The organism is Micromonospora sp. WMMD1076, assembly GCF_029581475.1.
Lineage (GTDB): Bacteria > Actinomycetota > Actinomycetes > Mycobacteriales > Micromonosporaceae > Micromonospora > Micromonospora aurantiaca.
In genome coordinates this window covers 6,060,231-6,085,617 of the sequence record NZ_CP120862.1, presented here as the reverse complement: position 1 = coordinate 6,085,617, position 25,387 = coordinate 6,060,231, and the positions used below count along the sequence as shown (strand labels likewise).

23 protein-coding genes are annotated in these 25,387 nt (G+C 74.0%); 15 read left to right on the top strand and 8 right to left on the bottom strand.

Annotated features, from left to right (window positions below):
• The first annotated feature begins 64 nt into the window (after nucleotides 1-64).
• Together O7622_RS27475 and O7622_RS27470 are read left to right on the top strand one after the other, a co-directional pair.
• A complete protein-coding gene (locus tag O7622_RS27475; protein WP_282314247.1) occupies nucleotides 65-1,072 on the top strand; it encodes a cobalamin biosynthesis protein in 1,008 nt (335 codons plus the stop codon).
• The gene (locus tag O7622_RS27470; protein ID WP_282310995.1) at nucleotides 1,069-2,691 is read left to right on the top strand and encodes a cobyric acid synthase; all 1,623 of its coding nucleotides are present in this window, start codon (nucleotides 1,069-1,071) and stop codon (nucleotides 2,689-2,691) included. The genes O7622_RS27475 and O7622_RS27470 overlap by 4 nt, the downstream gene beginning before the upstream one ends.
• On the opposite strand, the gene O7622_RS27465 is transcribed toward O7622_RS27470, so the two are convergent.
• Nucleotides 2,685-3,086 (bottom strand): rhodanese-like domain-containing protein, encoded by a 402-nt coding sequence (locus tag O7622_RS27465; protein ID WP_120573558.1) that lies wholly within the window; start codon nucleotides 3,084-3,086, stop codon nucleotides 2,685-2,687. The two genes, O7622_RS27470 and O7622_RS27465, sit on opposite strands and share 7 nt — an antisense overlap.
• A 110-nt stretch (nucleotides 3,087-3,196) precedes the next feature.
• On the opposite strand from O7622_RS27465, the gene O7622_RS27460 reads away from it, so the two are divergent.
• The 4 genes from O7622_RS27460 (at nucleotide 3,197) to O7622_RS27445 (ending at nucleotide 7,184) form a co-directional block, all read left to right on the top strand.
• Nucleotides 3,197-3,850, top strand: coding sequence for a hypothetical protein (locus O7622_RS27460; protein WP_282310994.1), 654 nt, complete (start codon nucleotides 3,197-3,199; stop codon nucleotides 3,848-3,850).
• 21 nt (nucleotides 3,851-3,871) lie between these two features.
• The gene (locus tag O7622_RS27455; RefSeq protein WP_282310993.1) at nucleotides 3,872-5,236 is read left to right on the top strand and encodes a dipeptidase; all 1,365 of its coding nucleotides are present in this window, start codon (nucleotides 3,872-3,874) and stop codon (nucleotides 5,234-5,236) included.
• A 78-nt stretch (nucleotides 5,237-5,314) separates the two neighbouring features.
• Complete coding sequence (locus tag O7622_RS27450; protein ID WP_030273275.1) at nucleotides 5,315-5,521, top strand: hypothetical protein; 207 nt, start codon at nucleotides 5,315-5,317, stop codon at nucleotides 5,519-5,521.
• A 79-nt stretch (nucleotides 5,522-5,600) separates the two neighbouring features.
• Complete coding sequence (locus O7622_RS27445; protein WP_282310992.1) at nucleotides 5,601-7,184, top strand: ATP-dependent DNA ligase; 1,584 nt, start codon at nucleotides 5,601-5,603, stop codon at nucleotides 7,182-7,184.
• A gap of 4 nt (nucleotides 7,185-7,188) precedes the next feature.
• Here O7622_RS27445 and O7622_RS27440 read toward each other — a convergent pair whose 3' ends face one another.
• Together O7622_RS27440 and O7622_RS27435 are read right to left on the bottom strand one after the other, a co-directional pair.
• Nucleotides 7,189-8,007, bottom strand: coding sequence for a hypothetical protein (locus tag O7622_RS27440; RefSeq protein ID WP_282310991.1), 819 nt, complete (start codon nucleotides 8,005-8,007; stop codon nucleotides 7,189-7,191).
• Between the two features lie 81 nt (nucleotides 8,008-8,088).
• Nucleotides 8,089-8,907, bottom strand: a complete 819-nt coding sequence (locus O7622_RS27435; protein ID WP_282314246.1) for an SURF1 family protein — start codon at nucleotides 8,905-8,907, stop codon at nucleotides 8,089-8,091.
• Nucleotides 8,908-9,041: 134 nt separating this feature from the next.
• On the opposite strand from O7622_RS27435, the gene O7622_RS27430 reads away from it, so the two are divergent.
• Together O7622_RS27430 and O7622_RS27425 are read left to right on the top strand one after the other, a co-directional pair.
• The gene (locus O7622_RS27430) at nucleotides 9,042-10,412 is read left to right on the top strand and encodes a cobyrinate a,c-diamide synthase (RefSeq protein ID WP_282310990.1); all 1,371 of its coding nucleotides are present in this window, start codon (nucleotides 9,042-9,044) and stop codon (nucleotides 10,410-10,412) included.
• Complete coding sequence (locus O7622_RS27425; RefSeq protein WP_282310989.1) at nucleotides 10,409-10,978, top strand: GNAT family protein; 570 nt, start codon at nucleotides 10,409-10,411, stop codon at nucleotides 10,976-10,978. The genes O7622_RS27430 and O7622_RS27425 overlap by 4 nt, the downstream gene beginning before the upstream one ends.
• A 113-nt stretch (nucleotides 10,979-11,091) precedes the next feature.
• Here the strand turns inward: O7622_RS27425 and O7622_RS27420 are convergent, their stop codons facing one another.
• Nucleotides 11,092-13,224: a transglycosylase domain-containing protein gene (locus tag O7622_RS27420; RefSeq protein ID WP_282310988.1), complete on the bottom strand. Its 2,133-nt coding sequence runs from the start codon at nucleotides 13,222-13,224 to the stop codon at nucleotides 11,092-11,094.
• Nucleotides 13,225-13,345: 121 nt separating this feature from the next.
• Between O7622_RS27420 and cobC the strand changes: the two genes are divergently transcribed.
• From cobC to cobA, 3 genes are read left to right on the top strand one after another with little or no spacing between them, the layout of a single operon-like run.
• Nucleotides 13,346-14,428 carry an Rv2231c family pyridoxal phosphate-dependent protein CobC gene (gene cobC / locus O7622_RS27415; protein WP_282310987.1) on the top strand — a complete coding sequence of 361 codons (1,083 nt, stop codon included), beginning with the start codon at nucleotides 13,346-13,348 and terminating at the stop codon, nucleotides 14,426-14,428.
• On the top strand, nucleotides 14,428-15,501 hold the full coding sequence (cobT, locus tag O7622_RS27410; protein WP_282314245.1) for a nicotinate-nucleotide--dimethylbenzimidazole phosphoribosyltransferase: 1,074 nt from the start codon (nucleotides 14,428-14,430) through the stop codon (nucleotides 15,499-15,501). Before cobC ends, cobT begins: the two co-directional genes overlap by 1 nt.
• Nucleotides 15,498-16,760, top strand: a complete 1,263-nt coding sequence (cobA, locus tag O7622_RS27405; RefSeq protein WP_282310986.1) for a uroporphyrinogen-III C-methyltransferase — start codon at nucleotides 15,498-15,500, stop codon at nucleotides 16,758-16,760. Before cobT ends, cobA begins: the two co-directional genes overlap by 4 nt.
• Before the next feature lie 151 nt (nucleotides 16,761-16,911).
• Here cobA and otsB read toward each other — a convergent pair whose 3' ends face one another.
• The 3 genes from otsB to O7622_RS27390 all read right to left on the bottom strand — a co-directional run bounded on the left by otsB (nucleotide 16,912) and on the right by O7622_RS27390 (nucleotide 21,221).
• Complete coding sequence (gene otsB, locus O7622_RS27400; RefSeq protein WP_282310985.1) at nucleotides 16,912-19,512, bottom strand: trehalose-phosphatase; 2,601 nt, start codon at nucleotides 19,510-19,512, stop codon at nucleotides 16,912-16,914.
• The gene (locus O7622_RS27395) at nucleotides 19,509-20,909 is read right to left on the bottom strand and encodes a trehalose-6-phosphate synthase (RefSeq protein WP_282310984.1); all 1,401 of its coding nucleotides are present in this window, start codon (nucleotides 20,907-20,909) and stop codon (nucleotides 19,509-19,511) included. Before O7622_RS27395 ends, otsB begins: the two co-directional genes overlap by 4 nt.
• A gap of 114 nt (nucleotides 20,910-21,023) precedes the next feature.
• Nucleotides 21,024-21,221: a hypothetical protein gene (locus tag O7622_RS27390; protein ID WP_282310983.1), complete on the bottom strand. Its 198-nt coding sequence runs from the start codon at nucleotides 21,219-21,221 to the stop codon at nucleotides 21,024-21,026.
• Nucleotides 21,222-21,472: 251 nt separating this feature from the next.
• On the opposite strand from O7622_RS27390, the gene ettA reads away from it, so the two are divergent.
• From ettA to O7622_RS27370, 4 genes are all read left to right on the top strand, one after another.
• The gene (ettA, locus tag O7622_RS27385) at nucleotides 21,473-23,149 is read left to right on the top strand and encodes an energy-dependent translational throttle protein EttA (protein ID WP_282310982.1); all 1,677 of its coding nucleotides are present in this window, start codon (nucleotides 21,473-21,475) and stop codon (nucleotides 23,147-23,149) included.
• The gene (locus tag O7622_RS27380) at nucleotides 23,142-23,585 is read left to right on the top strand and encodes a thioesterase family protein (RefSeq protein ID WP_135241665.1); all 444 of its coding nucleotides are present in this window, start codon (nucleotides 23,142-23,144) and stop codon (nucleotides 23,583-23,585) included. The genes ettA and O7622_RS27380 overlap by 8 nt, the downstream gene beginning before the upstream one ends.
• A complete protein-coding gene (locus O7622_RS27375; RefSeq protein WP_282310981.1) occupies nucleotides 23,582-24,244 on the top strand; it encodes a hypothetical protein in 663 nt (220 codons plus the stop codon). The genes O7622_RS27380 and O7622_RS27375 overlap by 4 nt, the downstream gene beginning before the upstream one ends.
• Before the next feature lie 131 nt (nucleotides 24,245-24,375).
• Complete coding sequence (locus O7622_RS27370; protein ID WP_282310980.1) at nucleotides 24,376-24,960, top strand: YbjN domain-containing protein; 585 nt, start codon at nucleotides 24,376-24,378, stop codon at nucleotides 24,958-24,960.
• 7 nt (nucleotides 24,961-24,967) lie between these two features.
• Here O7622_RS27370 and O7622_RS27365 read toward each other — a convergent pair whose 3' ends face one another.
• Nucleotides 24,968-25,354, bottom strand: coding sequence for a globin (locus tag O7622_RS27365; RefSeq protein ID WP_091046104.1), 387 nt, complete (start codon nucleotides 25,352-25,354; stop codon nucleotides 24,968-24,970).
• Between the last annotated feature and the right edge of the window lie 33 nt (nucleotides 25,355-25,387).

Here is a 25,387-nt window from a genome sequence, read left to right as displayed (position 1 = left end):
ACCACCCCGCGGTACGACTAGGCTGGCCGGCCGGAGGTGGTGACGGGTGCGGCAGGCGACCGCCATGGCGAACGCGACCGGGTTGGTGGCGGGCTACGCGCTCGACGCCCTGCTCGGCGACCCCCGCCGGTGGCATCCGGTGGCCGGCTTCGGCACCGCTGCCGGCGCGCTGGAACGGCGGGTCTACCGCCCCGGCCGGGCGGCCGGCACGGCGTTCACGGCGCTCGCGGTCGGCGCGCCGGTCCTGCTCGGTGCCGCCGCCGCGCTGGCGACCCGCCGCCATCCGGTGGCCCGGGCCGCGCTGGTGGCCGCCGGCACCTGGACGGTGCTGGCTGGGCGCACGCTGCGGCACGAGTCCCGGGTGATGGCGCGGGCGCTGGGCCGGGCCGACCTGCCCGCCGCCCGGGCGCGTCTGGGCCACCTGTGCGGGCGTGACCCGTCGGCCCTCGACGAGCCGGAACTCGCCCGCGCCACAGTCGAGTCGGTCGCCGAGAACACCTCGGACGCCGTGGTCGCCCCGCTGGTCTGGGGCGCGGTCGCGGGCCTGCCCGGCCTGCTCGGCTACCGGGCGGCGAACACGCTCGACGCGATGGTCGGTCACCGCTCGCCCCGGTACGCCCGCTTCGGCACCCCGGCGGCCCGGCTGGACGACGCGCTGAACCTCGTGCCATCCCGGCTCACCGGGCTGCTCACGGTGGCCGTCGCGCCGGTGGCACACGGGGACCGCGCCACCGCCTGGCACGTGTGGCGGCGGGACCGGGCCGACCACCCGAGCCCGAACGCCGGTCAGTGCGAGGCGGCCATGGCGGGCGCGCTCGGCGTCCGGCTCGGCGGGCGCAACGTCTACCTCGGCCGCGCCGAGACCCGGCCCTTCCTCGGTGACGGGCCCCGCCCCGAGGCGCGGCACCTGAAGCGGGCCGCCCGGGTCTCCGGCGCGGTCGGTGTCGCAGCGCTCGGCCTGGCCGCGCTCTACCCGGTGACAGTCGGTCGCCTGGTCGGGGTCACCGGCCGGGCCGCGTTGCGCGCGCTCACCCGAGCGGCCCGTGGCTCGGGCCGGGGGAGCGGGCGGTGAGCGGCGGGCTGCTGGTCGCCGGCACCACCTCCGACGCGGGCAAGAGCGTGCTCACCGCCGGCATCTGCCGCTGGCTGCGCCGCCGGGGCGTCCGGGTCGCCCCGTTCAAGGCGCAGAACATGTCGAACAACTCCGCCGTGGTGGTCGGCCCGGACGGTCGCGGCGGCGAACTGGGCCGGGCCCAGGCGATGCAGGCCGCCGCCTGCGGGCTGGACGCCGACCTGCGCTTCAACCCGGTGCTGCTCAAGCCGGGCAGCGACCACGCCAGCCAGGTGGTGCTGCTCGGCGAGGCGGTCGACACGGTCACCGCCGGCAACTACCACGAGGTGCGGTCCCGGCTCGCCACCACGGCGTACGCGGCGCTGGCCGAGCTGCGATCCGAGTACGACGTGGTGATCTGCGAGGGCGCGGGCAGCCCCGCCGAGATCAACCTGCGCGACGGCGACTACGTCAACATGGGGCTGGCACGGCAGGCCGGGCTGCCCACGATCGTGGTCGGCGACATCGACCGGGGCGGCGTGTTCGCCTCGATGTTCGGCACCGTCGCCCTGCTCGACGCGGCCGACCAGGCGCTGCTGGCCGGGTTCGTCGTGAACAAGTTCCGGGGCGATCGCGGCCTGCTCCAGCCGGGGCTGGACATGCTGCGCCGGGTCACCGGTCGCCCGACGTACGGGGTGGTGCCCTGGGCACTGGACCTGTGGCTCGACGCGGAGGACTCGCTCGCGTACGGGCGGGTGCTCGGCCGACCGCCCGCGCCCCGGGGCACCGACTGGCTCGACGTCGCAGTGGTGCGGCTGCCCCGGATCAGCAACGCCACCGACGCGGAGGCGCTGGCGACCGAGCCGGGTGTGCGGGTCCGCCTCACCGTCGAGCCGGCCGAACTCGCCGCCGCCGATCTGGTGGTGCTCCCCGGCACCAAGTCGACAGTCGCCGACCTGGCCTGGCTGCGGGAGACCGGCCTGGCCGACGCGGTCCGGGCGCACGCCGCCGCCGGACGGCCGCTGCTCGGCATCTGCGGCGGCTTCCAGATGCTGGGCCGGGCGATCCACGACGCGGTGGAGAGCCGCCGGGGCACCGTATCCGGCCTCGGGCTGCTGCCCGTCGAGATCACCTTCGAGCCCCGCAAGACGGTCCGCCGGGCCGAGGGCACCGCGGGCGGCGACGTGCCGGTCCACGGGTACGAGATCCACCACGGCCGGGTCTCGGCCGCCGACCCGGGCCTCGCGCCGCTGCTGCGCTACGCCGACGGCACCGGCGAGGGCGCGCGCCTCGGCACCGTGTACGGCACGCACTGGCACGGCGCCTTCTCCTCGGACGCGTTCCGCCGCCGGTTCCTGACCGAGGTCGCGGAGGCGGCCGGACGGACCGGCTTCGAGGTCGCGCCGGACACGTCCTTCGCGGCGGCCCGGGAACGGACGCTGGACCTGCTCGGCGACCTGGTGGAGGAGCACCTCGACACCGACGCGCTGTGGCGGCTGATCGAGTCCGGCCCACCGCCGGGACTGCCGTTCGTGCCACCCGGCGCGCCACCGGCCCAGAGGGCCGCTCCACCGGCACTCGCCGCCCGCGCGACCCGGCTCGGACCACGAGCCTCAGCGCCGACCACGAGGGCTCAGTAGCGCACGTCGGCCGGACGGTCGGACATCGGCAGTCCGGCCTCCCGCCAGCCCTGCACGCCGCCGATCATGTCGGTGGCCTGCCGCAGCCCCAGCGTCTGGAGGCTGGCGGCGGCCAGGCTGGAGCTGTACCCCTCCCGGCACACCACGATGACCTCGCGGTCGTACCCGGTGGCCTCGGGTATGCGCCACGCGCTGGCCGGGTCGAGCCGCCACTCCAGCACCGTGCGGTCGATGACGATCGCGCCGGGCAGCTCACCCTCCTCGCGGCGCTGCGCCTCGGTACGCGTGTCGATCAGCAGCGCGCCGCCACGGACCGCCTCGACGGTCTCGTGCGGGGTGAGCCGGCGGAGACCGGCGCGGGCCTGTTCCAGGAGGGCGTCGACGCCCGGACACATCACGTCATGGAGCACCCCCCGATGATGCCCAGCGCGCCGCGCCGCCCTCGGCGAAACGGTCCGCCCGGGTCGCAGTTTCCAGCGGACGGGGGAACGTTAGCGTCGGTCGGGTGAACGTCGCAGTGATCGGGGCGTACGCCGGGTTGGCCCGTCGGGTGCTGGCCGGGCCGGCGCGGTTGGGGCGTACCCGGCTGGTCGCCGTCGACGGGCCCAGCGGCGCGGGCAAGAGCCGGTTCGCGGCGCGCCTCGCGGACGCCCTCGCGGCGGAGGCGGGCGGCGTCCGCCCGCCGCTCGTGCACACCGACGACCTGCTCGACGGCTGGGACGACCAGCTCACGTTCTGGACCCGGCTGGAGGAGCAGGTCCTCGGCCCGCTGCGGGACGGCCGGGCGGGCGGCTACCACCGCTACAGCTGGGTGCGCCGTCGTTTCCTGGACCGGGTGGTGCCGGTGCCGGCCGGTCCGGTGCTGATCGTCGAGGGGGTGAGCGCCGCCCGCGCCGCGGTGCGCCCCGAGCTGACGCTGTCGGTGCTGGTCACCGCGCCGGCCGAGCTGCGGTTGCGCCGGGCGCTGGCCCGCGACGGCGCGCAGATCCTGCCGGAGCTGCGCCGCTGGCACGCGGGGGAGCGGGCGCACTTCACCGCCGACGGTACGGCGGCAGCGGTGGACCTGGTCGTCGACGGCGCTCCGGACCTGCCGCACGACGCGGACCGGTACTACGTGCGCGTGGCGCGGCGATCGGGCTCGGGCGACGTGGCGGGGTAAGGCCAGCATACGATTCCGGTCATGACCACTCCGATCCTCTCCGAGTCCGAGGTGCGGGCCGCCGTCGAGCGGGAACTCCCCGGCGTCCGTGCCGACCTCGAGCGACTCGTCCGCATCCCGGGCATCGCCTTCGAGGGCTTCGACCACTCGCACGTGGAGCGTTCCGCCGAGGCGGTGGCGGAACTGCTGCGCGGCTGCGGCCTCGACACCCGGATCGTCCGGTCCGGCGGTCAGCCCGCGGTGATCGGCACCAAGGCGGCCCCGCCCGGTGCCCCCACCGTGTTCCTGTACGCGCACCACGACGTGCAGCCGGTCGGCGACCTGTCGCTGTGGGAGTCGGACCCGTTCGAGCCGGTGGAGCGCGACGGCCGCCTCTACGGCCGGGGCGCCGCCGACGACAAGGCCGGCATCATGGCGCACGTCGCCGCGCTGCGCGCGTTCGGCGACCGGCTCCCGGTCGGCGTGGTGCTGTTCATCGAGGGCGAGGAGGAGTACGGCTCGGACTCGCTGGAGCGGCTGCTCGCCGAGCACCGCGACGACCTGGCGTCGGACGTCATCGTGATCGCCGACTCCACCAACTGGGACGTCGGCGTGCCGGCGCTGACCACCTCGCTGCGCGGCATCGTCAACTGCTTCGTGGAGGTGCGCACGCTCGACCACGCCGTGCACAGCGGCATGTTCGGCGGCGCCGTGCCGGACGCGCTCACCGCGCTGGTGAAGCTGCTCGGCACGCTGCACGACGAGGCGGGCGACGTCGCGGTGGACGGGCTGGCCACCCGCGAGGGCGCCAGCGTCGACTATCCGGAGGACCGGTTCCGCGCCGAGGCCGGTCTGGTCGACGGCGCGCGGCTGTTCGGCACCGGCCGGATCACCGACCGGCTCTGGACGAAGCCGGCGCTGGCGATCCTGGGCGTGGACGCGCCGTCCACCGGCGAGGCCCCGAACGCGCTGGTGCCGTCCGCGAAGGCGAAGCTGAGCGTACGGCTGGCGCCGGGCGACGACCCGAAGAAGGCGTACGCGGCGCTGACCGCGCACCTGGAGCGGCACGCGCCGTGGGGCGCTCAGGTGACTGTGACGTTCGAGCACGACGGTGCGCCCTGCGTCATCGACGCCTCCGGGCCGATGTTCGACGCGGCCCGGTCGGCGTTCCGGACGGCCTGGGACGGCACCGACCCGGTCGACATCGGGGTGGGCGGGTCGATCCCGTTCATCGCCACGTTCCAGGAGATGTTCCTGCAGGCCGCGATCCTGGTGACAGGTGTGGAAGACCCGCACGCGCGGGCGCACGGGCCGAACGAGAGCCTGCACCTGGGCGAGTTCGCGCGGGTGTGCCTGGCCGAGGCGCTGCTGCTGGCCCGGGTGGCCGAGGCCGGAAACCGCGCCTGAGGTGTCGAAACCGTAACTTCGGGGCGGATGTCGGAGTTTGCGGTGTGTCGGCGGGCGGGGTGTTATAGCCTTTCGAACATGCGTACGAACGACGAGATGGAGCGGCTCCAGGCCGCCGTCCGTGCTCTGGGGGACGTCGACGTCTCCGCGTGGTCCGAGGACACGCTCAACGAACAGATCGGCGAGCTCTCCGCCGCCCTGGTCACGCTCGACGCGCTGCTCACCCGGGTCGCCGAGGGCGTGCGCGGGCGCGGCCTGCGCATCGAGGAACCGGTCTCGGCCTGACGTCGGCCCGGCACACCCGTGCGGTGTGCCGGGCCGCCGGATCCACCCCGATGTCCCACGCGGCTGGCAGGATGTGGGCGTGCGTTTCGCGGAGCTGGCGGCCACCTCGGCCGCGGTCGGGGCCACCAGCGGCCGACGGTCCAAGGTGGAGCTGCTGGCCGCCGCGCTGCGCGGGCTGGAGCCGGGCGAGATCCCGGCCGGTGCCGGCTACCTCGCCGGTGAGCTGCGCCAGCGTCAGACCGGTGTCGGCTGGGCGAGCCTGCGCGACCTGCCCCCGCCGGCCGCCGAGCCGACGCTCACCGTCGCCGCCGTCGACGCGGCGATCGAGGAGATCTCCCGCGTCGCCGGGGCCGGTTCGCAGGCCCGGCGGCGGGAACTGGTCGGCCGTCTCTTCGCCGCCGCCACCGCCGACGAGCAGCGCCTGCTGACCGGCCTGTTCCGGGGCGAGCTGCGCCAGGGCGCGCAGGCCGGGCTGCTGGCCGACGCGGTGGCGCGGGCCGCCGACGTCCCGGTCACGGCCGTCCGGCGGGCCCTGCTGCTCGCCGGTGACCTGCGGGCGGTGGCGGTCGCGGCGCTCACCGGCGGCGCCGCCGCGCTGGCCGGGTTCGGGCTCCAGGTGGGCCGGCCGCTCGCGCCGATGCTGGCGCAGAGCGCGCCCTCGGTCGACGAGGCGCTCACCGCCACCGGCGTGCCGGCGGTGGTCGACGTGAAGCTCGACGGCATCCGCATCCAGGTGCACCGCTCCGGCCCGGACATCGCGGTCTTCACCCGCAGCCTGGACGAGATCACCGGCCGGCTGCCCCAGGTGGTGGCCGCCGTCCGCGCGCTGCCCGCCCGCGAGCTGGTGCTCGACGGTGAGGCGATCGGGCTGGACGCCGCCGGCCGGCCGCTGCCGTTCCAGGAGACGTCCAGCCGGGCGGCCCGGCGCACCACGCCCAGCACCACCGGGCGGGCACCTGTCGCGCCCGCCGTGCTGGCCGCCGCCGAGCGCACCGGCGAACCGGTGCTCACGCCGTACTTCTTCGACCTGCTGCACCTCGACGGCACCGACCTGATCGACGCGCCCGGACGGGAGCGGTGGGCGGCCCTGGCCGGCGCGGTCGACGCCTCGTTGCTCGTCGACCGGATCGAGGTGGACGACGTGGAGCAGGCGGCCACGGCGTTCGCCGCGGCTGTCGACGCCGGCCAGGAGGGCGTGGTGGTCAAGGACCCGGCCGCGCCCTACGACGCCGGCCGGCGCGGCTCGGCCTGGGTCAAGGTCAAGCCGCGGCACACGCTCGACCTGGTGGTCCTCGCGGTCGAGTGGGGCAGCGGCCGGCGGGAGGGCTGGCTGTCCAACCTGCATCTCGGCGCCCGCGATCCGCGCACCGGCGAGTTCGTCATGCTCGGCAAGACGTTCAAGGGGCTCACCGACGAGCTGCTGCGCTGGCAGACCGAACGGTTCCTGTCGCTCGCCGTGGAGAAGGGCGACTGGGTGGTGCGGGTCCGGCCGGAGCAGGTGGTCGAGATCGCGTTCGACGGGGTGCAGACGAGCAGCCGGTACCCGGGCGGCATGGCGTTGCGCTTCGCGCGCGTGCTGCGCTACCGCGACGACAAGGCCGCCGCCGAGGCGGACACCATCGACGCGGTCCGCGCCATCCACGCCGGCCGGGTCACCGGCTGACGGTTCAGCCGGCCGACAACGACCGGGCGTAGTTGACCTGGTTGTTGAGCTGCTGCACCTGGAACTGGTCGGTCACCGGGATCCGCGCGACGTACTGGTGCCCGCCGCTGTTCACCGTCACCTGCACGGTGCCGTAGTGCCGCGTCTCCTTGACCAGCAGGAAGAGGAGGCTGAACACGGTCAGGCAGAAGAAGCCGAGGATCGCGGCGACGATGGCCCACTGGGCGATCTTCTCCTCCTTCTGCCAGTAGTCGGTCACGTACCAGGAGGCGCCGGCGAGCGGCAGGACACCGGCCGGGGTGCGGATGACAGGCGGCGTCACCATGATCTCGGCGATCTGCACCGCTACCGCCGACTGCGCGGGCGGCACCGGCCCGGCCGGCGGGTACGGCCCGGGCGCGCCCGCCGGCCCGTGGAACGGCGCGACCGCCCCGGCCGGTGGTACGGGCGGCGCGGAGAACTGCGCGGGCGGCGCGGAGAACTGCGCGGGCGGCGCGGAGAACTGCGCGGGCGGTGCGGAGAACTGCGCGGGCGGCGCCGGGTACTGGGCCGGAGGCGCGGAGAACTGCGGCGCGGCCGGGAGCTGCGCGGTGGCCGGCGGCGCGGAGAGCGGCGCCGGTGGGGCCGAGAACGGCGGCGCGGAGTACGGCGGGGCCACCGGCGGGGCGGGGAACTGCGCGGTGGGGGCGGGGGTGACGGGTGCGTCCGGCGCGGCGATCACCGGGAACTGCTCGGTGGGCGGCGCGACCGCAGGCGGCATGGCCGACCAGGGGTCGTACGCGGGTGGCTCGGCGGCCGGGGGCGTCGTGGCGTCAGAGGTCACCGCGACCCCCACGATTGACGATCATCCGCGGACCCTACAACGTCCCCGCCTCCAGGTGTGTCCACCGGGAGGGCACCGTGTTCAGGCGGAGGCGGGGGCGGCCGGCTCGGCGGCGCGGTCCACCGGCTCGCCCGGGGTGTCCAGCCCGGCCCGGCGGCGGGCCTCCCGGCGGGCCACCCAGCCGTAGCCGAACAGGCTCATCACCGCGAAGATCCACCACTGCCACACGTAGCCGAAGTTCTGCCAGTTGTTGGTGTGCCCGATCTGGACCGCCTGGAAGGCCGGGTCGGCGGCCGGCGTCTGGCCGTCGAGCAGCACGTAGCCGCCGGTCACCGGGTAGGGGAGTTGCTCGGCCAGGCGGGGGATGTCGATGCGCCGGGCCTCCAGCTTGCCGTCGCGCCGGCTGACCGCGCCGCCGCCGCTCTCGCTGCCGACCACCCGGCCGGTCACCGTCACCTCGCCGATCGGCGTCGCCGGCACCTGCGGCTGGACTGTCGCGCCGGCACCCGGCACGGGCGGGATCCAGCCCCGGTCGACGAGCACCGCGGTGCCGTCGGCCAGCACCAGCGGGGTGAGCACCTCGAAGCCGACCGTCCGGTCGACGGTCCGGCCGCGGATCAGGACGGTGTTCGCGCTGTCGTACCGGCCGGTGGCGGTGACCCGGCTCCAGGTGAGCTCCTCGGACGGCGCGGGACCGACGTCGCCGCCGCTGGGCGCGGGGAGCGCGTCGCGCAGCGGCGCGGGCGTCATGGTGGCCCCGGCGTCGATGCGCTCGTTGACGGCCGTGCGGCCCCGGTAGCGGTCCAGCTGCCAGTTGCCCAGGAACACCATCACCGTGGCGGCGACGAGCGTGAGCGCGAGGTAGCCGAGCCAGCGCGGGGTCAGCAGGAACCGGTACACGTTGGCCAAGGCTACCCGTATGAGCGGTGCCACTCACCGCTGCCAGGCGGAAACGGCTGTGTGCGCGGCCCTCACGCGCCGGGCCGGACGGGTATGGTCACGCGGGCGGAAACCACCCACATCAGGAGTCGATGATGACCGACGTGCCGCGCGTCGTGCTGAGTGCGCCCTCCTCGGGGCACGGCACCGGCGCCGTCTCCCTCGGCCTGCTCGCGGCGCTCACCGACCGGGGGATCCCGGTGGCCGGGTTCAAGGTCGGGCCGGACCAGGTGGACGCGGCGTATCTGGGGCTCGCCGCCGGGCGCGCCGGGCGCACGCTGGACCCGAGACTGGTCGGTCCGGAGCGGATCGCACCCCTTTTCGCGTACGGCGCGGACGGCGCCGGGTTCGCGCTGGTGCAGGGCACGATGGGCCTCTACGACTCGGTCGGCGGACGACCGGAGAGCGAGTCCACGGCGGCAGTCGCCACCGCGCTGCGCAGCCCGGTGGTGCTCGTGGTGGACGTGGCCGCGATGGGCCAGTCGGTGGCCGCGCTGGTGCACGGCTTCCGGGCGTACGACGACGAGCTGTGGCTGGGCGGCGTGATCCTCAACCGGGTGGCCTCGTCCCGGCACGAGGCGCTGTTGCGTGAGGCGCTCGACGACGTGGGCGTGCCGGTCTACGGGGCGTTGCGCCGGCACGAGCTGCCCCCGGTGCTGCCCGCCCGCCGGTACGGCACCGGTCCCGTGGTGCGTGCCGACGCGGACGCCGGACGCGGCGTACGCCGGCTCGGTGAGGCGGTGGCCGCCACCGTCGACCTCGACCGGCTGCTGGCGCTGGCCCGCTCCGCCCCCGCGCTCACAGTGGAGCCGTGGTCGCCGGAGCCGGCCGACGCCCCGCAGCCGTCGGGGGAGCGGCCGGTGGTGGCGCTCGCCGGCGGACCGGCCGGCGCCTATAGCCACCCGGAGACCGCCGAGCTGCTGCGCGCCGCCGGGGCCGAGGTGGTCACGCTCGACCCGCTGCGCGACGAGGCGCTGCCCGCCGGGGCCCGCGCGCTCGTCGTCGGCGGCGGGCTGCCCGAGACGTACGCGGAGCAGCTCTCCGCCAACCGCCGCCTCTGCATCGCGGTGGCCGAGCTGGCCCGTTCGGGCCGCCCGGTGATCGCCGAGGGGGCCGGCCTGCTCTGGCTGGCCCGGGAGCTGGACGGCCTGCCCATGTGCGGGGTGCTCGACGCGGTCGGCACGGTCCGGGACGGTCTGGTGGTCGGCTACCGCACGGCCACTGCGGTCACCGGCAGCGTGGTGGCCGCGGCCGGCACGATGGTGACCGGGCACAAGCAGCACGCCGCAGTGCTCACGCCGCGCGCCGGTGACCGGCCGGCCTGGCGCTGGGAGGGTGGCAGCCCGGAGGGCTTCGTCCGGCAGGCGGTGCACGCCTCGCAGCTCGTGCCGCACTGGGCCGCGCATCCGGACATCGCGGCCCGGCTGGTTGCCGCCGCGCTGGCGCCGGTGGGGGCACCGGCGTGATCGGGCAGGTGGCGGTACGCCGGTTCCCGGCGCTCACCGTCGCCACCCCGCGCGTCGAGGTGCGGCACCTCGTCGCCGCCGACGCGGAGGCGGTGGCCGAGGTGTTCGCCGACCGGCAGACGCAGCGCTGGCTGCCGCTGGCCGAGGCGTCGGGGCAGATCGACGGGCGGGCGTGGTGCACCGAGCTGGCCCGGCAGCGGCGCGACAGCGGCGACGGCGACCACTGGGCGGTGGTCCGCCGGGAGGACCAGCGGGTGGTCGGCTCGCTCTGGGCCCGCCGTACCGACTGGGGTGCCCGGCTCACCGAGCTGTCGTACGCGATCGCGCCGCACGCCCGGGGCTACGGCCTGGCGGCCGAGGCGGTGGACGCGGTGGCCGTCGCGTTGATCCTGGAGCACGGGTTCCAGCGGGTGGAGCTGCGGGTGGCGGCCGGCAACGTGGCGTCCCGGCGGGTCGCCGAGAAGGCCGGCTTCAGCTACGAGGGCCTGCTGCGCAACGCCGGTATCGTCCGCGGCGCCCGGGTCGACCTGGAGCTGTGGTCCTTCGTGGCCGCCGACCTCCGCTGACCGTTCCCTGCCCCACAACGTCGATCAAGGAGTTCGCGTCGGCGGATCAGCCGATCCGGGACGCAAACTCCTTGATCAACTACCCGGGCGCACCCCCGGGCGGATCAGGGCGGTCAGCCGACTATCTGGTCCGAGGGTGGGGTGAACTGGCGGGTGGGCTGGCCCTTCAGGGAGTCCCGAAGGGTCTGCGCCACCGCGTTCACCGGGATCTGCGACTGCCCGTCACCCACCGCGTTGAACGGATTGTCCGGGTCGGCGATGAAGCTCGCCGCCGCCAGCTCCGGCGTGTAGCCGACGAACCACGCCGACCGGGTGCTGTCGGTCGTACCCGTCTTGCCGGCGACCGGGCGGCCCACGGTGCCCCGCACGCTGTCGGCTGTCGACCAGCCGCCGCAGCCCCCCTTGGCCGGGGTGTCGCCGGTCGGGCAGCGCGCCGCGTCCGTGGCGGCGCGGGCCGCGTCGGCGTTCACCACCTGCCGGCACCGCGGCTTGGCGACCTCCCGCTGGACCCCGCCCGCCGTGGTGTACGTGGCGGGCGTGCCGTCCCGGTTCATGATCGCGTTGACCGGGATGGCCTCGCAGTAGCGCCCGTCGGCGGCGATGGCCGCGTACGCGTTCGCCATCTCCAGCGGGGTGGCGTCGGAGACGCCGAGCGTGAACGCGCCCCACTTCTTCGCCTTCCCCGGTGACGCCTGCTCCCTGTCCACGTCGGTACGCCAGCGCAGCCCCAGTTGCTCGGCCAGGCGCACCCCGGCGTCCGCGCCGATCTTCTCCTCCAGTTGGACGAAGTACGTGTTCACCGACTTGCCGAACCCGGACCACATGGTCTGCCGGCCGGTCATCGCGCCGCTGGCGTTGGACGGGGCCCACCCGTCGTAGACGGCCGACTTGTACGTGTACGGCGAGTCGTACGCGGTGGACAGCGGCATCCCGGCGTTGAGCGCGGCGAGCATCGGGAACATCTTGAACGTCGAACCGGCCTGGTAGCCCGGGAGCGTCCCGCCGCCGAGCAGCGGCGCCACGGTGTTCGGGTAGTTCGCCTTGACCTTCGGGCCGGCCTCCGGGTTCGAGCTGTTCGGGTTCTCGGCCAGGTCCAGCGAGTAGTTCCGGTTCACCGCCATCGCCTTGATCCGCCCGGTGCCGGGTTCGGCGACCACGATGCCGTTGGCGAACGGGCTGCCGGTGTTGTCCTTGGCACCGACGTTCCGCTCCGCCGCCGCCTGGGTCTTCGGATCGACGGCGAGCACGATCCGGTAGCCGCCGCGGCGCAGCTTGTCCATCCGTTCCAGCCGGTTCTCGCCGAACGCGGGCTGGGAGCTCCACCAGTTCTTCAGGTAGTCGCAGTAGAAGCCCCAGCTGCGGTGGCCGCCGTCGATCGCGGCGCAGTCGTTGGGCGGGGTGGTCAGCTTCAGCTTGATCGGCTGGCCCTTGGCCGCGGCGGCGGCATCAGGCGACAGGTAACCGAGGCGGGCCATGTTGTCCAGCACGTAGTTGCGCCGCCCGGTGGCGTCCTTCTGGTCCGAGGTGATCGGGTCGTACTCCGACGGCGACTTCACCAGCCCGGCCAGCGTGGCCGCCTCGACCGGCGTGAGCGTGGCCGGGGTCTTGGAGAAGAAGATCTGCGAGGCGGCGTAGATCCCGTACGCGCGGTGACCGAAGTAGGCCGAGTTGAGGTAGCGCTCCAGGATCTGCTCCTTGCTCAGGTGCTTCTCGATGTCCAGCGCCATGCGCATCTCCTTGACCTTGCGCAGGCTGGTCTGCTGGGTCGCCTCCTGGACCTCCTTGGGCGTGGTCGCGCTGTCCCGCAGCGCCATCCGCACGTACTGCATGGTGATCGTCGAGGCGCCCTGGGAGACGCCGCCGGATCGGGCGTTGGACACGAAGGCGCGCGCCACGCCCTTCGGGTCGACGCCGTGGTGCTGGTAGAAGCGGTTGTCCTCGGCGGCGACGATCGCCTGCTGGATGTTCGGCGACATGTTCTCGATCTTGGTGTACTGCCGGTACTCCTCGTAGAACATCGTCAGCACCGTCTTGCCGTCGGGCGCGTAGACGTACGAGGTCTCGGCCGGCAGCGCGGTCTTGAGGATGCTCGTCTTCTGTTCGATCGCGTGCGCGGTGGCCTTGGCCCCGATGCCGGTGACGGCGACCAGTGGATACAGGGCGGCGGCGACCACGATGCCGGCGATCAGGCCGGCGCGGAGAAGGGGAACGAGACGGCCAGCGGAAGCAAGGGGACGACTGCTCACGGGGTCAAGCTATGACATTTCCGATTCGGAAATGAGAAGAACTCATAAACTGGCGGACCGTGACGCGACCCACGCCGGGATGCGCTGTCCCGGGCGTCGGCTACCCGGCAGGATCGCGGACATGCCCGCAGCACCGACCGGGAGCGCCGCCGCGCTCGACGAGCCCGACCTGGGCCACCACGGGGACGCCGAGGCCACTCCCGGCCTGGTGGACCTGGCGGTGAACGTGCGCCGCGCACCGATGCCGGACTGGCTGGCCGACCCGATCACCGCCGCGCTCGGCGACCTGGCCGCCTATCCGGACCCGGCGCCGGCCCGCGCCGCCGTCGCTCACCGGCACGGGCGACCCCCGGAGGAGGTACTCCTCACCGCCGGCGCCGCCGAGGGTTTCGTCCTGATCGCCCGCGCGCTGTCCGGCATCCGCCACCCCGTGGTGGTGCACCCGCAGTTCACCGAGCCGGAGGCCGCGCTGCGGGCCGCCGGGCACCGGGTGGACCGGGTGCTGCTCGACCCGGCCGACGGCTTCCGCCTGGACCCGGCCCGCGTCCCCGGCGACGCCGACCTGGTCATGATCGGCAACCCCACGAACCCCACCTCGGTGCTGCACCCGGCCGACACGATCGCCGCGCTGGCCCGCCCCGGACGGGTGCTCGTGGTCGACGAGGCGTTCGCCGACACCACAGCCGTGCCCGGCGTCGACGGCGAGCCCGAGTCGCTCGCCGCCCGCCGCGACCTCCCCGGCCTCGTGGTGGTGCGCAGCCTCACCAAGACCTGGGGCCTGGCCGGGCTGCGGATCGGCTACCTGCTCGGCGACGCCGCGCTGCTGACCCGGTTCGCCGCCGCCCAGCCGCTCTGGGCGGTCTCCACCCCGGCGCTCGCCGCCGCCACCGCCTGCGCCGCGCCGGCCGCCGTCGTTGCCGAACGCGCCATCGCCGCCGAACTCGCCGCCGACCGCGACCACCTGGTGGCCCGTCTGTCCGGCCTGCCGGGGGTACGCGTGGCGGGCCGCCCGGCCGCCGCCTTCGTCCTGATCCACGTGGCCGGCGCCGCCGACGTACGCGAGCGGCTGCGCGCGCACGGCTGGGCGGTACGCCGGGGCGACACGTTCCCCGGGCTCGGCCCGGACTGGCTCCGGATCGCCGTACGCGACCGGGGCACCACCGACGCGTTCGTCGAGACACTGGCACGGATCCTGGAGGCATGATGCTGGAGTCCACAGTCGCGGCGATCCGGCCGCTGGACGAGGCGGCCATGGCGGCGGCCCGCGAGTTGCAGGGGCGGCTGACCAAGCCCGCCGGCTCGCTCGGCGCCCTGGAGCCGCTCTCGGTACGCCTCGCCGGGCTGGCCGGCGCCTGCCCACCGCCGCTGCCCGAACCGGCCGCGGTGGCGATCTTCGCCGGTGACCACGGCGTGCACGCCCAGGGCGTGACCCCGTGGCCGCAGGAGGTCACCGCCCAGATGATCGCCAACTTCCTGGCCGGCGGCGCGGTGGTGAACGCGTTCGCCCGCCAGGCCGGCGCCTCGGTCACAGTGGTGGACGTCGGCGTGGCCACCCCGATCCCCGGTGCCGACGAGCCCGGCGACCCGGCCGGGCCGCGCCTGGTGGCCGCCAACGTACGGCCCGGCACCCGCGACATGACCGTCACCGCCGCGCTGACCCGGGACGAGGCCCGCGCGGCTGTCGAGACCGGCATCCGGGTCGCCGGCGACCTGATCGACGCCGGGGCGGGCATCCTGCTCACCGGCGACATGGGCATCGGCAACACCACCCCGTCCGCCACGCTCATCGCCGCGTTCTCCGGCGTGGACGCGGAGGCGGCCACCGGCCGGGGCACCGGAGTCGACGACGAGACGTACGCCCGCAAGGTGGCCGTGGTCCGGGCCGCGCTGGCCCGGCACGAGCCCGGCCCGGCCGACCCGCTGGGCGTGCTGGCGACCGTCGGCGGGCTGGAGCACGCCGCGCTGACCGGCCTGATCCTCGGCGCCGCCGCGCGCCGGATACCGGTGCTGCTCGACGGCGTGATCGCGGTGAGCGCCGCGCTCGCCGCCGCCGCGTTCGCGCCGGACGCCGTGGGCGCGATGGTCGCCGGGCACCGCAGCGCCGAGCCGGGCGCCACGGCGGCGCTGCGGCACCTCGGGCTCGACCCGCTCATCGACCTGGGCCTGCGGCTCGGCGAGGGCACCGGAGCGCTGCTCGCCCTGCCGGTGGTCACCGGCGCGGTCCGGGTGCTGCACGAGGTGGCGACGTTCGACTCCGCCGGGGTGGCGGAGAAGTGACCGAGCCGGCCGGGCCGACGCCGCCCAGCCCGTACCCCCTGGGGTTGCGGCTGGACGGGCGGCGCGTGGTGGTCGTGGGCGGTGGAGCGGTCGCCACCCGGCGGGTGCCCGCCCTGCTCGACGCCGGCGCGGACGTGCTGCTGGTGTCGCCCGAGCTGACCCCGGCGCTGCGCGCGCACGTCGACGCCGGGCGGCTGCGCTGGGAGCCGCGCCGGTTCGCTCCCGGCGACCTGGACGGCGCGTGGCTGGTCCAGGTGGCTGTGGACGACCGGGCCGCCGCCGCTGCCGTCAGCGCCGCAGCGGCCGAGCGGCGGATCTTCTGCGTCCGCGCCGACGACCGGACGGCGGCGAGCGCGTGGACCCCGGCGGTGACCCGGCACGGCCCGGTCACAGTGGCGGTCCTCGGCGGCGGCGACCCCCGCCGCGCCATGGGCGTCCGAGACGCCATCCGCGCCCTGCTCGGAAGGAAGGGCCCCCTGTTAACGCCTGCGGTAGAGGAAGGGCCCCCGCTTAACACCGGCGGACGCGTCGCGCTTATCGGATCCGGGCCGGGCGACCCGGAGCTGATCACCGTGAAGGGGTGGCGACTGCTCACCGAGGCCGAGGTGGTCGTCGCCGACCGGCTCGTGCCCGGCCTGCTCCTGGACGAGTTGCGCCCGGACGTCGAGCTGGTCGACGCCTCCAAGATCCCGTACGGGCCGTTCCGCGCGCAGGAGGAGATCAACCGGATCCTGGTGGACCGGGCGCGGGCCGGCAAGGTGGTGGTACGGCTCAAGGGCGGCGACCCGTACGTCTTCGGCCGTGGCGGCGAGGAACTGCTGGCCTGCGCCGAGGCGGGCGTACCGGTGACTGTGGTGCCCGGCGTGACGAGCGCGATCGCGGTGCCGGAGGTGGCCGGCGTGCCGGTGACCCACCGGGGCGTGGCGCACGAGTTCACGGTGGTGTCCGGGCACCTCGCGCCCGACGCGCCCGCGTCGCTGGTGCGCTGGGACGCCCTGGCCGGGCTGCGGGGCACGCTGGTGATCCTGATGGGCCTGAAGAACCTCGCCGCGATCGGCGCCACCCTGATCGCGCACGGCAAGCCGGCTGACACACCCGCCGCGGTGATCCAGGAGGGCACCACGGCCGCCCAGCGGACGCTGCGCTCCACGCTGGGCACGGTCGCCGCCGACGTCGAGGCCGCCGCGCTGCGCCCACCCGCGATCGTGGTGGTAGGCGACGTGGTCCACGCCCTGACCCCGCCCGCCGCCCCCGGATAGAGCCGACTTGCACTTGGTGCCCGCTCGGTGCCCGTTATAGACCTTTCGCCGGGGCAGCAAGTGCAAGATCGCCGGGCCGGGGCCGGGGCTGGCCGGGGACGGCGGCGGGGACCGGGAGGTCGCCCGCCGCCGTCGCGGCGCTTCGGTCAGGTCACTGCTTGAGCATGTTGTCCAGCAGCAGGGCGCAGCGGATCAGGCCGAGGTGGCTGTACGCCTGCGGGTGGTTGCCCAGCCCGCGCTCGGCCAGCGGGTCGTACTGCTCCGGCAGCAGCCCGGTCGGGCCGGCCGTGTCGACCATCTGGGTGAACAGCTCCTCGGCATCGCTGCGGCGGCCGGTGCGCAGGTACGCCTCGATCAGCCACGACGTGCAGATGTGGAAGCCGCCCTCCCGGCCGGGCAGGCCGTCGTCCCAGTGGTACCGGTAGACGACCGGACCGCTGCGCAGCTCCGCCTCGATCTTGAGGACGGTGGACAGGAAGCGCGGGTCGTCGCCGGCGAGCAGCCCGGAGATGCCGATCCACAGCGACGAGGCGTCCATCTCCTCGTACCCGTAGGCGACGCTGTACGCCTCGGCCTCCGGGTGCCAGCCGTGCTCCAGCACGTTCGCGGCGATCCGGTCGCGCAGTTCGACCCACTCGGGCCGGTCCTCGCCGCCGTGCCGGCGTACGACGTGCAGCGCCCGGTCCACCGTCATCCAGAGCATGACCTTGGAGAAGACGTGGTGCCGCGGGGGGAGGCGGGCCTCCCAGATGCCGTGGTCGGGCTCGTGCCAGCGGCGGCGTACCGCCTCGACCATGTTCTCCAGCACCCGCCACTCGTCGTCGCGGATCGAGCCCCGGGCGTCGGCCACGGCTGCGATCAGGTCCGCTACCGGGCCGAAGACGTCGAGCTGGAGCTGGTGGTTGGCGAGGTTGCCGACCCGTACCGGCCGGGAGCCGGCGTAGCCGGGCAGCGTGTCGATGACCGCCTCGGCGCCCAGTTCGAAGCCGTCCACCGTGTAGAGCGGGTGCAGCCGCTCCGGGTGGCCGCCGGTGCGCTCGACCACGCCGTCGATCCAGCGCAGCAGCCCCTCGGCCTCCTCGGTGGAGCCGAGGTCGACGAGCGCGCGGGCGGTCATCGCGGCGTCCCGCAGCCAGCAGTAGCGGTAGTCCCAGTTGCGGACACCGCCCAGCTCCTCGGGGAGCGACGTGGTGGCCGCGGCGAGGATCGAGCCGGTCGGCTCGTGGCAGAGGCCGCGCAGCGTCAGCGCGCTGCGGGCGACCAGGTCCCGGGCGGTGGCGGGCAGCCGCAGCGAGGCCACCCAGTCCTTCCAGGGCTGCTCGGCGGCGGCCTGCCGCTCGTGCACCGGCAGCCGGTGCGGCTCCAGGCTCTGCGTGCCGAAGCGCAGCTCCAGCACCACCTGGCCGCCGGTCGCCGACAGGTCGACCACCGCCTTCGCGGTCTCGTACCCGGCGTCGTTCGTGACCTCCCACTCGACGCCGGGGGAGTGCAGCGCGACCGGCTCGTTGGAGCCGAGCACCAGCAGGCCGTCGTCGAGCGGCTGGAGCTGCACCGCCACCTGACCGAACTCGGGGCGCGGCGCGAACTCGACCCGGGCCCGCCCGGTGCCGCTGAGCACCCGGACCAGTGTCGAGTCGCCGCTGACCACGGCCGGGTCGTCCGGCGTGGTCTCCCGTACCGGAAGGTCGAGCCAGTCGGTCACGGTCAGGCCGGACCAGCGGGTCTCGACCGTCATCGTGTTGCTGCGGTAGCGCTGGCCCAGCGGGATGCCGCCGCGCTCCGGGCCGACTGTGAAATGCCCGGCCGGGCTGCCGCCGACCAGGTCGGCGAAGATCGCCGCCGAGTCCGGCTTCGGGTGGCACAGCCAGGTGATCTTGGCTTCCGGCGTGACGAGCGCGACGGTACGGCCGTTGGCGAGCATCGAGTGCCGCTCGATCGGCACCGCCCGCTCGCCGAACAGCCAGTGCCGCCGCGTCTCCAGCAGCAGCCCCAGCGCGCGGGCCGCCTCGATCGGCTCAGCCACCCGGTAGTCGGCCCGGGTCTCCCCGGGACCGATCTTGATGCCGACGTCCGGGCCGGCCAGGTTGCCGAACGCGTTCTCGTCGGTGACGTCGTCGCCGATGAACAGGACCGCGCTCGCGGCGAGCTGGGTACGGAGCTGGTCGACGGCGGTGCCCTTGTTGGTCACCACCACCGACAGCTCGATGACCTCCTTGCCCTGGGTGACTGTGACGCCCTCCCAGGTCGCGGGGCCGTTGCGGACCGCCTCGACGGCCCGGGCGGCGACGTGCGGGTCGACACCGCGGGTGTGCACGGCGACGCTGGCCGGCTTGCGTTCCAGGCGGACGCCCGGGTGCTCGGCGGCGATCTCGCGCAGCGCCTCGCGGAGCCGGTGCCGGACCGCGATCAGCTCGGGGGTGAGCCGCTCGACGAAGCCGATGTCGAACTCCGAGCCGTGGCTGCCGACGAGGTGCACCTCGCTGGGCAGCCGGGAGAGCGTGGCCAGGTCGCGCAGCGCGCGGCCGGAGACCACGGCGACGCTCGTCTGCGGCAGCGCGGCGAGCGCGCGTACGGCCGCCACCGACTCGGGCAGCGGCACCGCCTTGCTGGGGTCCTCGACGATCGGCGCCAGCGTGCCGTCGTAGTCGCAGGCGACCAGGAGTTGCGGAACCCGGGCGATACGGCCGATGGCGGCACGCAGTTCGGGATCCAGCACGCCGCCGTGGGCGGCGGCGGGGGCGGGCGAGGTCACGCAACCTCCGTATCGGGGACGCCGAGCTCGCTGAGGAACGACTTGGCCCAGTGGCCCACGTCGTGGCTGCGCAGATGGCGTTGCATGACGCGCATCCGGCGGCGGGCTTCGGGCTTTTCGACATGCACGGCCCGCAGCAACGCGTCCTTCACCGCGTCCGGGTCGTGCGGATTACACAGGAACGCCTGGCGCAGCTCTGTCGCGGCGCCGGCGAACTCACTGAGCACGAGCGCGCCGCCCTGGTCGGCGCGCGATGCGACGTACTCCTTGGCCACCAGATTCATTCCGTCTCGCAGCGGGGTCACCATCATCACGTCGGCCGCGACGTACATCGCGGCCAGTTCGGAGCGACTGTACGACTGATGCAGATAATGCACGGCAGGCACGCCGACCCGGCCGAATTCACCATTGATCCGGCCAACCTCGCGTTCCACCTTCACCCGAAGTGCCTGGTAGTGCTCCACGCGCTCGCGGCTGGGCGTGGCGACCTGCACCATAACCGCGTCCGGAACTGTCAACTTTCCGTCAGCGAGGAGTTCGCGGAAGGCCTTCAGCCGGAGTTCGATGCCCTTGGTGTAGTCGAGCCGGTCGACGCCCAGGATGATCGTCTTCGGGTTGCCCAGCTCCTCGCGGATCTGCTTGGCCCGGGCCTGGATCGCCGGGTCCTCGGCCAGCCGCTCCATCTCCTTGGTGTCGATGGAGATGGGGAACGCGCCGGCCTTCACCTGCCGGCCGTCGACCTGGATCATCTGGCCCTCGTAGCGCAGGCCGAGCAGGTGCCGGGCCAGCCGGACGAAGTTCTGCGCCGCCAGCCGCTGCTGGAAGCCGACCAGGTCCGCGCCGAGCAGTCCACGGAGGATCTCGGTGCGGAACGGCATCTGCATGAACAGCTCGATCGGCGGGAACGGGATGTGCAGGAAGAAGCCGATCCGCAGGTCCGGCCGCAGCTCGCGGAGCATCGCCGGCACGAGCTGGAGCTGGTAGTCCTGGACCCAGACCGTCGCGCCCTCGGCGGCCACGTCCGCCGCGGCCTCCGCGAACCGGGCGTTCACCAGCCGGTACGCCTCGCGCCAGCGCCGCTTGTAGGCGGGCGTCTCCACCGCGTCGTGGTAGAGCGGCCAGATCGTCGCGTTCGACTGGCCCTCGTAGTAGCGCTCCAGTTCCTCGGCGCTCAGCGGCACCGGGTGCAGCCGGATGCCCTCCAGGTCGAACGGCTCGGGCGCGGCGCCGGTGCCGCCGGCCCACCCCACCCAGGTGCCCTGGTGCTCGGCCAGCACCGGGTGCAGCGCGGTCACCAGCCCGCCGGGGCTGCGCCGCCACTGCCGCCCCTCGGGTGTGCTCACCTCGTCGACCGGTAGGCGGTTGGCCACTACGACAAAGGAGCTACGGACGGTCACGATCGGCCACCTCCGGGTACTGACGGGTCCACCGCGATGAGCGTACTGAGCGTAGCTGCGGCGTCTGATCCCCCGTGCCGGAGTCACCTACCCGTCCCAGAACCGCCGAACCCTTTACGTGATCTTGTCGACACCCCGGGTCCGGAGGTCGATGCTCGGCCACTCCTTCGGCAGCACCTGACCGAGCAGTTCCCGCCGGTCGCTCATGATCGGTGTGGTGGCCCGTGCGGCCTCCAGCGCCGCCTGGGCGAGGTCCATGCTCAGGAGCGTGCGCGACCAGCCGCCGAGGAACATGCACATGTCGTGCGCCACGGCGGCGGGTGTGCTCTCCCGCCATCCGCTGCCGCACGCTCTCGGTGACGATGAGTAGTACCGGGGTCGGCAACGCGGCTCGCCGCCGTACCCCTGGGGTGGGGTGATGTGGGCGTGGCGGTCCGTACCTGTCAGGATTGACGGCGGCGTGCGCGCGGCCGGCTCCCGGCCGGCGGCGGCAGGCGGAGATCGACGCCCGCGCCCCGCACCCGACAAGCCCGCGATCGCAACCGACGGAGGTAGCCCGCACCGTGGCCCAGTTCATCTACGTCCTGGACAAGGCGCGCAAGGCGCACGGCGACAAGGTCGTGCTCGACAACGTGACGCTGAACTTCCTGCCGGGTGTCAAGATCGGGGTGGTCGGTCCGAACGGCGCCGGTAAGTCCAGCCTCCTCAAGATCATGGCAGGGCTCGACCGGCCGAGCAACGGCGAGGCCCGGCTCATGCCCGGCTACTCCGTCGGCATGCTCGCGCAGGAGCCGCCGCTCAACGAGGAGAAGACGGTCCTCGGCAACGTCGAGGAGGCGGTCGCCGAGACCAAGGCCAAGCTGGAGCGGTTCAACAAGATCGCCGAGCAGATGGCCACCGACTACTCCGACGAGCTGATGGAGGAGATGGGCAAGCTCCAGGAGGATCTGGACGCCACCGACGCGTGGGACATCGACTCCAAGCTCGAACTGGCCATGGACGCGCTGCGCTGCCCGCCGCCGGACGCCGACGTCACCACGCTCTCCGGTGGTGAGCGCCGCCGGGTGGCGCTGTGCAAGCTGCTGCTGGAGGCGCCGGACCTGCTGCTGCTCGACGAGCCCACCAACCACCTGGACGCGGAGAGCGTGCAGTGGCTGGAGCAGCACCTGGCCAAGTACGCGGGCACCGTCCTGGCGATCACCCACGACCGGTACTTCCTGGACAACGTGGCCAACTGGATCCTGGAGCTGGACCGCGGCCGGGCCTACCCGTACGAGGGCAACTACTCCACCTACCTGGAGAAGAAGGCCGCCCGGCTCTCCGTCGAGGGACGCCGCGACGCCAAGATGAAGAAGCGCCTCTCCGAGGAACTGGAGTGGGTCCGCTCGAACGCCAAGGCGCGGCAGACCAAGTCCAAGGCCCGCCTCGACCGGTACGACGAGATGGCCGCCGAGGCGGAGAAGACCCGGAAGCTGGACTTCGAGGAGATCCAGATCCCGCCGGGCCCGCGTCTGGGCAACACGGTCATCGAGGCGCAGAACCTCACCAAGGCGTTCGGTGACCGGGTGCTGATCGACGACCTGTCGTTCTCGCTGCCCCGCAACGGCATCGTCGGCATCATCGGCCCGAACGGCGTCGGCAAGACCACGCTGTTCAAGACCATCGTCGGTCTGGAACAGCCGACCAGCGGCTCGGTCCGGGTCGGCGAGACGGTCTCGCTGTCGTACGTCGACCAGAACCGGCAGGGCCTCGACGGCGACAAGACCGTCTGGGAGGTCGTCTCCGACGGGCTGGACCACCTCATGGTGGGCAAGGTCGAGATGCCGTCCCGGGCGTACATCGCCGCGTTCGGCTTCAAGGGGCCGGACCAGCAGAAGCCGACGAAGGTGCTCTCCGGCGGCGAGCGCAACCGGCTCAACCTGGCGCTGACGCTCAAGATCGGCGGCAACGTGATCCTGCTCGACGAGCCGACGAACGACCTGGACGTGGAGACGCTGTCCAGCCTGGAGAACGCGCTGCTGGAGTTCCCCGGCTGCGCCGTGGTCATCTCCCACGACCGGATGTTCCTGGACCGGGTCGCCACGCACATCCTGGCCTGGGAGGGAGACGACCAGAACCCGGCCAAGTGGTTCTGGTTCGAGGGCAACTTCGAGGCGTACGAGAAGAACAAGGTCGACCGGCTCGGCGCCGAGGCGGCCCGTCCGCACCGGGTGACCTACCGCAAGCTCACCCGTGACTGACCGCTTCGTCTACCACTGCGCGCTGCGCTGGTCCGACCTGGACGCGTACGGCCACGTCAACAACGCCCGCTTCCTCACGCTCTACGAGGAGGCCCGGGTGGCGATGATGTTCGCCGGCGGCCGGGCGTGGGGAGTGGGCTCGTTCGCCGACGGCGTGGTCATCCGCCGGCACGAGGTCGACTACCTGCGCCCGGTCGACTACGCGCTCGGCCGGGCCAGCGCGGAGGCCGCCCCGACGGTGCGGATCGAGCTGTGGGTGGACCAGATCAGGGCCGCCTCCTTCTCGGTCGCGTACGAGCTGTACGACGGCGACACGCTGGCCGGCACCGCCCGGTCGCTGCTGGTGCCGTTCGACCTGACGGCGCAGCGCCCGCGCCGGATCTCGCCGGAGGAGCGGGCGTTCCTGCTCCGCTACGCGCCGGGGCTGAGCGGATGACCGGGCACGGGTTGACCGGGGCGGCCGACGCCGGGGCCTTCCTGGCCCGGCTGGTCCGGTTCGACCCGGCCACAGTGGTCCGGCTGCGGCCGGTGCCGGGCGCGGGCCGTACCGCCCTCTGGGCGCGTCTGCCGTGGGGGGTGCTCGTGGTCCGAACCGTGCCCGGCACCGCTCCCGGGGACGTCACGGTCGCCGCGGGGGAGCTGCTGGCCGAACTCTCCGCCGGAGGCGCCGCGCTTCCGGTACGCCGGGACGACGGCTGGCGGTGGCAGCTCCCACCGGCCGCGAGCCGGGCGGTGGAGGCGCTGCCCGGCGCCGAGCTGCGCCGGATCGCGGAGGCGGCGGCCGGGACGCTGCGCGAGGCGGCCACGCACGGCGTGGCGGGCCGCGCGGTCGGGCAACGGGTGCTGCGGGACGCGCTGCTGGACCACGTCGCCGTTGTGGTGACCCCGGACGAGGCGCCGCGCACACCCGTGGAGGTGTCGCAGCGGCTGGTGCAGGCCTTAGTCCGGATGGGTTTCCTCGGCGACGGCGCGGACGACGTTCAGGTGCGGACGGCAGGTCGATGGGTCGGACTCGTCGGACCGTTCGGGGCGGCCTGGTCGCGGACCGTCGCCGATCTTGCACTCAGGCCGACGGTAGGTCATCCGAACGGATGACCCCGTGTCGTCCTTCCGGTTTGGGGCGGTCGTTGGGGGGATGCCTCACGCCGTCTGTCCGGGTACCGTCCATCCTCGGATCCAACACACCGTAGGCGTCCGGATCCGCTGGGGAGTGAGGTGCGCGAGCGATGTCGTGGTGGTCATGGCGCCCTGGTCCCGCCGCTGGCGAGGAGCCGGAGACTCGAAGCGGGACCACAGTGGATGACACCATCCGGGTCGGCCCACCGGCCCCTCGCCAGCCGGGGGACGACGTGGCGCCACCTGAGCGGCCGGTCCTCGCGGACATGCCGGCCACCGTCGCGCCGGTCACCCTGAGCCGGGTCTGCGACGCGCTCGACCTGCTCGACGTCCGCTATCTGGCCGACGGCGACGGCAACCTGCTGGCCATGTGGGAGCGGCACGCCGTGCTCGTCGCGCTGGAGGGGCCGGAGGACGAGATCCTGGTGATGCGGGCCCGCCCGCACGCGACGGTCCCGCCGGACTGGGCCGACCGGGCCTACCGCGTCGTGAACGAGTGGAACCACACCCGGCGCTTCTGCAAGGCGTACATCGGTGACCCGACCGAGCGCGGTCAGCTCCCGATCTACGCCGAGTTGCAGGTGCCGCTCGGCGCCGGCGCCCACGACGCGCTGCTCGTCGAGATGCTCGACTGCGGTGCCGCGGTCGCCGTCACGTTCGTCGACTGGCTGCACGACGAGGGCGCCCTGCTCTGAGCCGGGCTCAGCCCGCGGCCGGATCCTCCATCACGTTCACCATGAAGTAGGCGGCCCGCTCCAGGTAGTCCCAGAGCGCGGCGGCGAGCTGCGGCGGCAGGTCGAGCGTGTCCACCGCCCGGCGCATGTGGCGCAGCCAGGCGTCCCGCTCGGCCGCGCCGATCCGGAACGGGGCGTGCCGCATCCGCAGCCGCGGGTGGCCGCGCTGCTCGGAGTAGGTGTGCGGGCCACCCCAGTACTGGATGAGGAACAGGGTCAGCCGGTCCGCCGCCGGGCCCAGGTCCTCCTCCGGGTACATCGGCCGCAGCAGCGGGTCGTCGGCGACACCGGCGTAGAACTCGTCCACCAGCTTGCGGAAGGCCGGTTCACCGCCGATCGCCTCGAAGAGGGTCATCGACTCGCCTGGGGAAGTCACGCTTCCATCCTG

What these genes read in the sequence shown, in the direction of transcription:
- O7622_RS27475 (WP_282314247.1), top strand. Translation starts at nt 65, where the DNA reads ATGGCGAACGCGACCGGGTTGGTGGCGGGCTACGCGCTCGACGCCCTG.
- O7622_RS27465 (WP_120573558.1), bottom strand. Translation starts at nt 3,086, where the DNA reads ATGTGTCCGGGCGTCGACGCCCTCCTGGAACAGGCCCGCGCCGGTCTC.
- O7622_RS27455 (WP_282310993.1), top strand. Translation starts at nt 3,872, where the DNA reads ATGACCACTCCGATCCTCTCCGAGTCCGAGGTGCGGGCCGCCGTCGAG.
- O7622_RS27450 (WP_030273275.1), top strand. Translation starts at nt 5,315, where the DNA reads ATGCGTACGAACGACGAGATGGAGCGGCTCCAGGCCGCCGTCCGTGCT.
- O7622_RS27430 (WP_282310990.1), top strand. Translation starts at nt 9,042, where the DNA reads ATGACCGACGTGCCGCGCGTCGTGCTGAGTGCGCCCTCCTCGGGGCAC.
- cobC (WP_282310987.1), top strand. Translation starts at nt 13,346, where the DNA reads ATGCCCGCAGCACCGACCGGGAGCGCCGCCGCGCTCGACGAGCCCGAC.
- cobT (WP_282314245.1), top strand. Translation starts at nt 14,428, where the DNA reads ATGCTGGAGTCCACAGTCGCGGCGATCCGGCCGCTGGACGAGGCGGCC.
- O7622_RS27375 (WP_282310981.1), top strand. Translation starts at nt 23,582, where the DNA reads ATGACCGGGCACGGGTTGACCGGGGCGGCCGACGCCGGGGCCTTCCTG.
- O7622_RS27370 (WP_282310980.1), top strand. Translation starts at nt 24,376, where the DNA reads ATGTCGTGGTGGTCATGGCGCCCTGGTCCCGCCGCTGGCGAGGAGCCG.
- O7622_RS27365 (WP_091046104.1), bottom strand. Translation starts at nt 25,354, where the DNA reads ATGACCCTCTTCGAGGCGATCGGCGGTGAACCGGCCTTCCGCAAGCTG.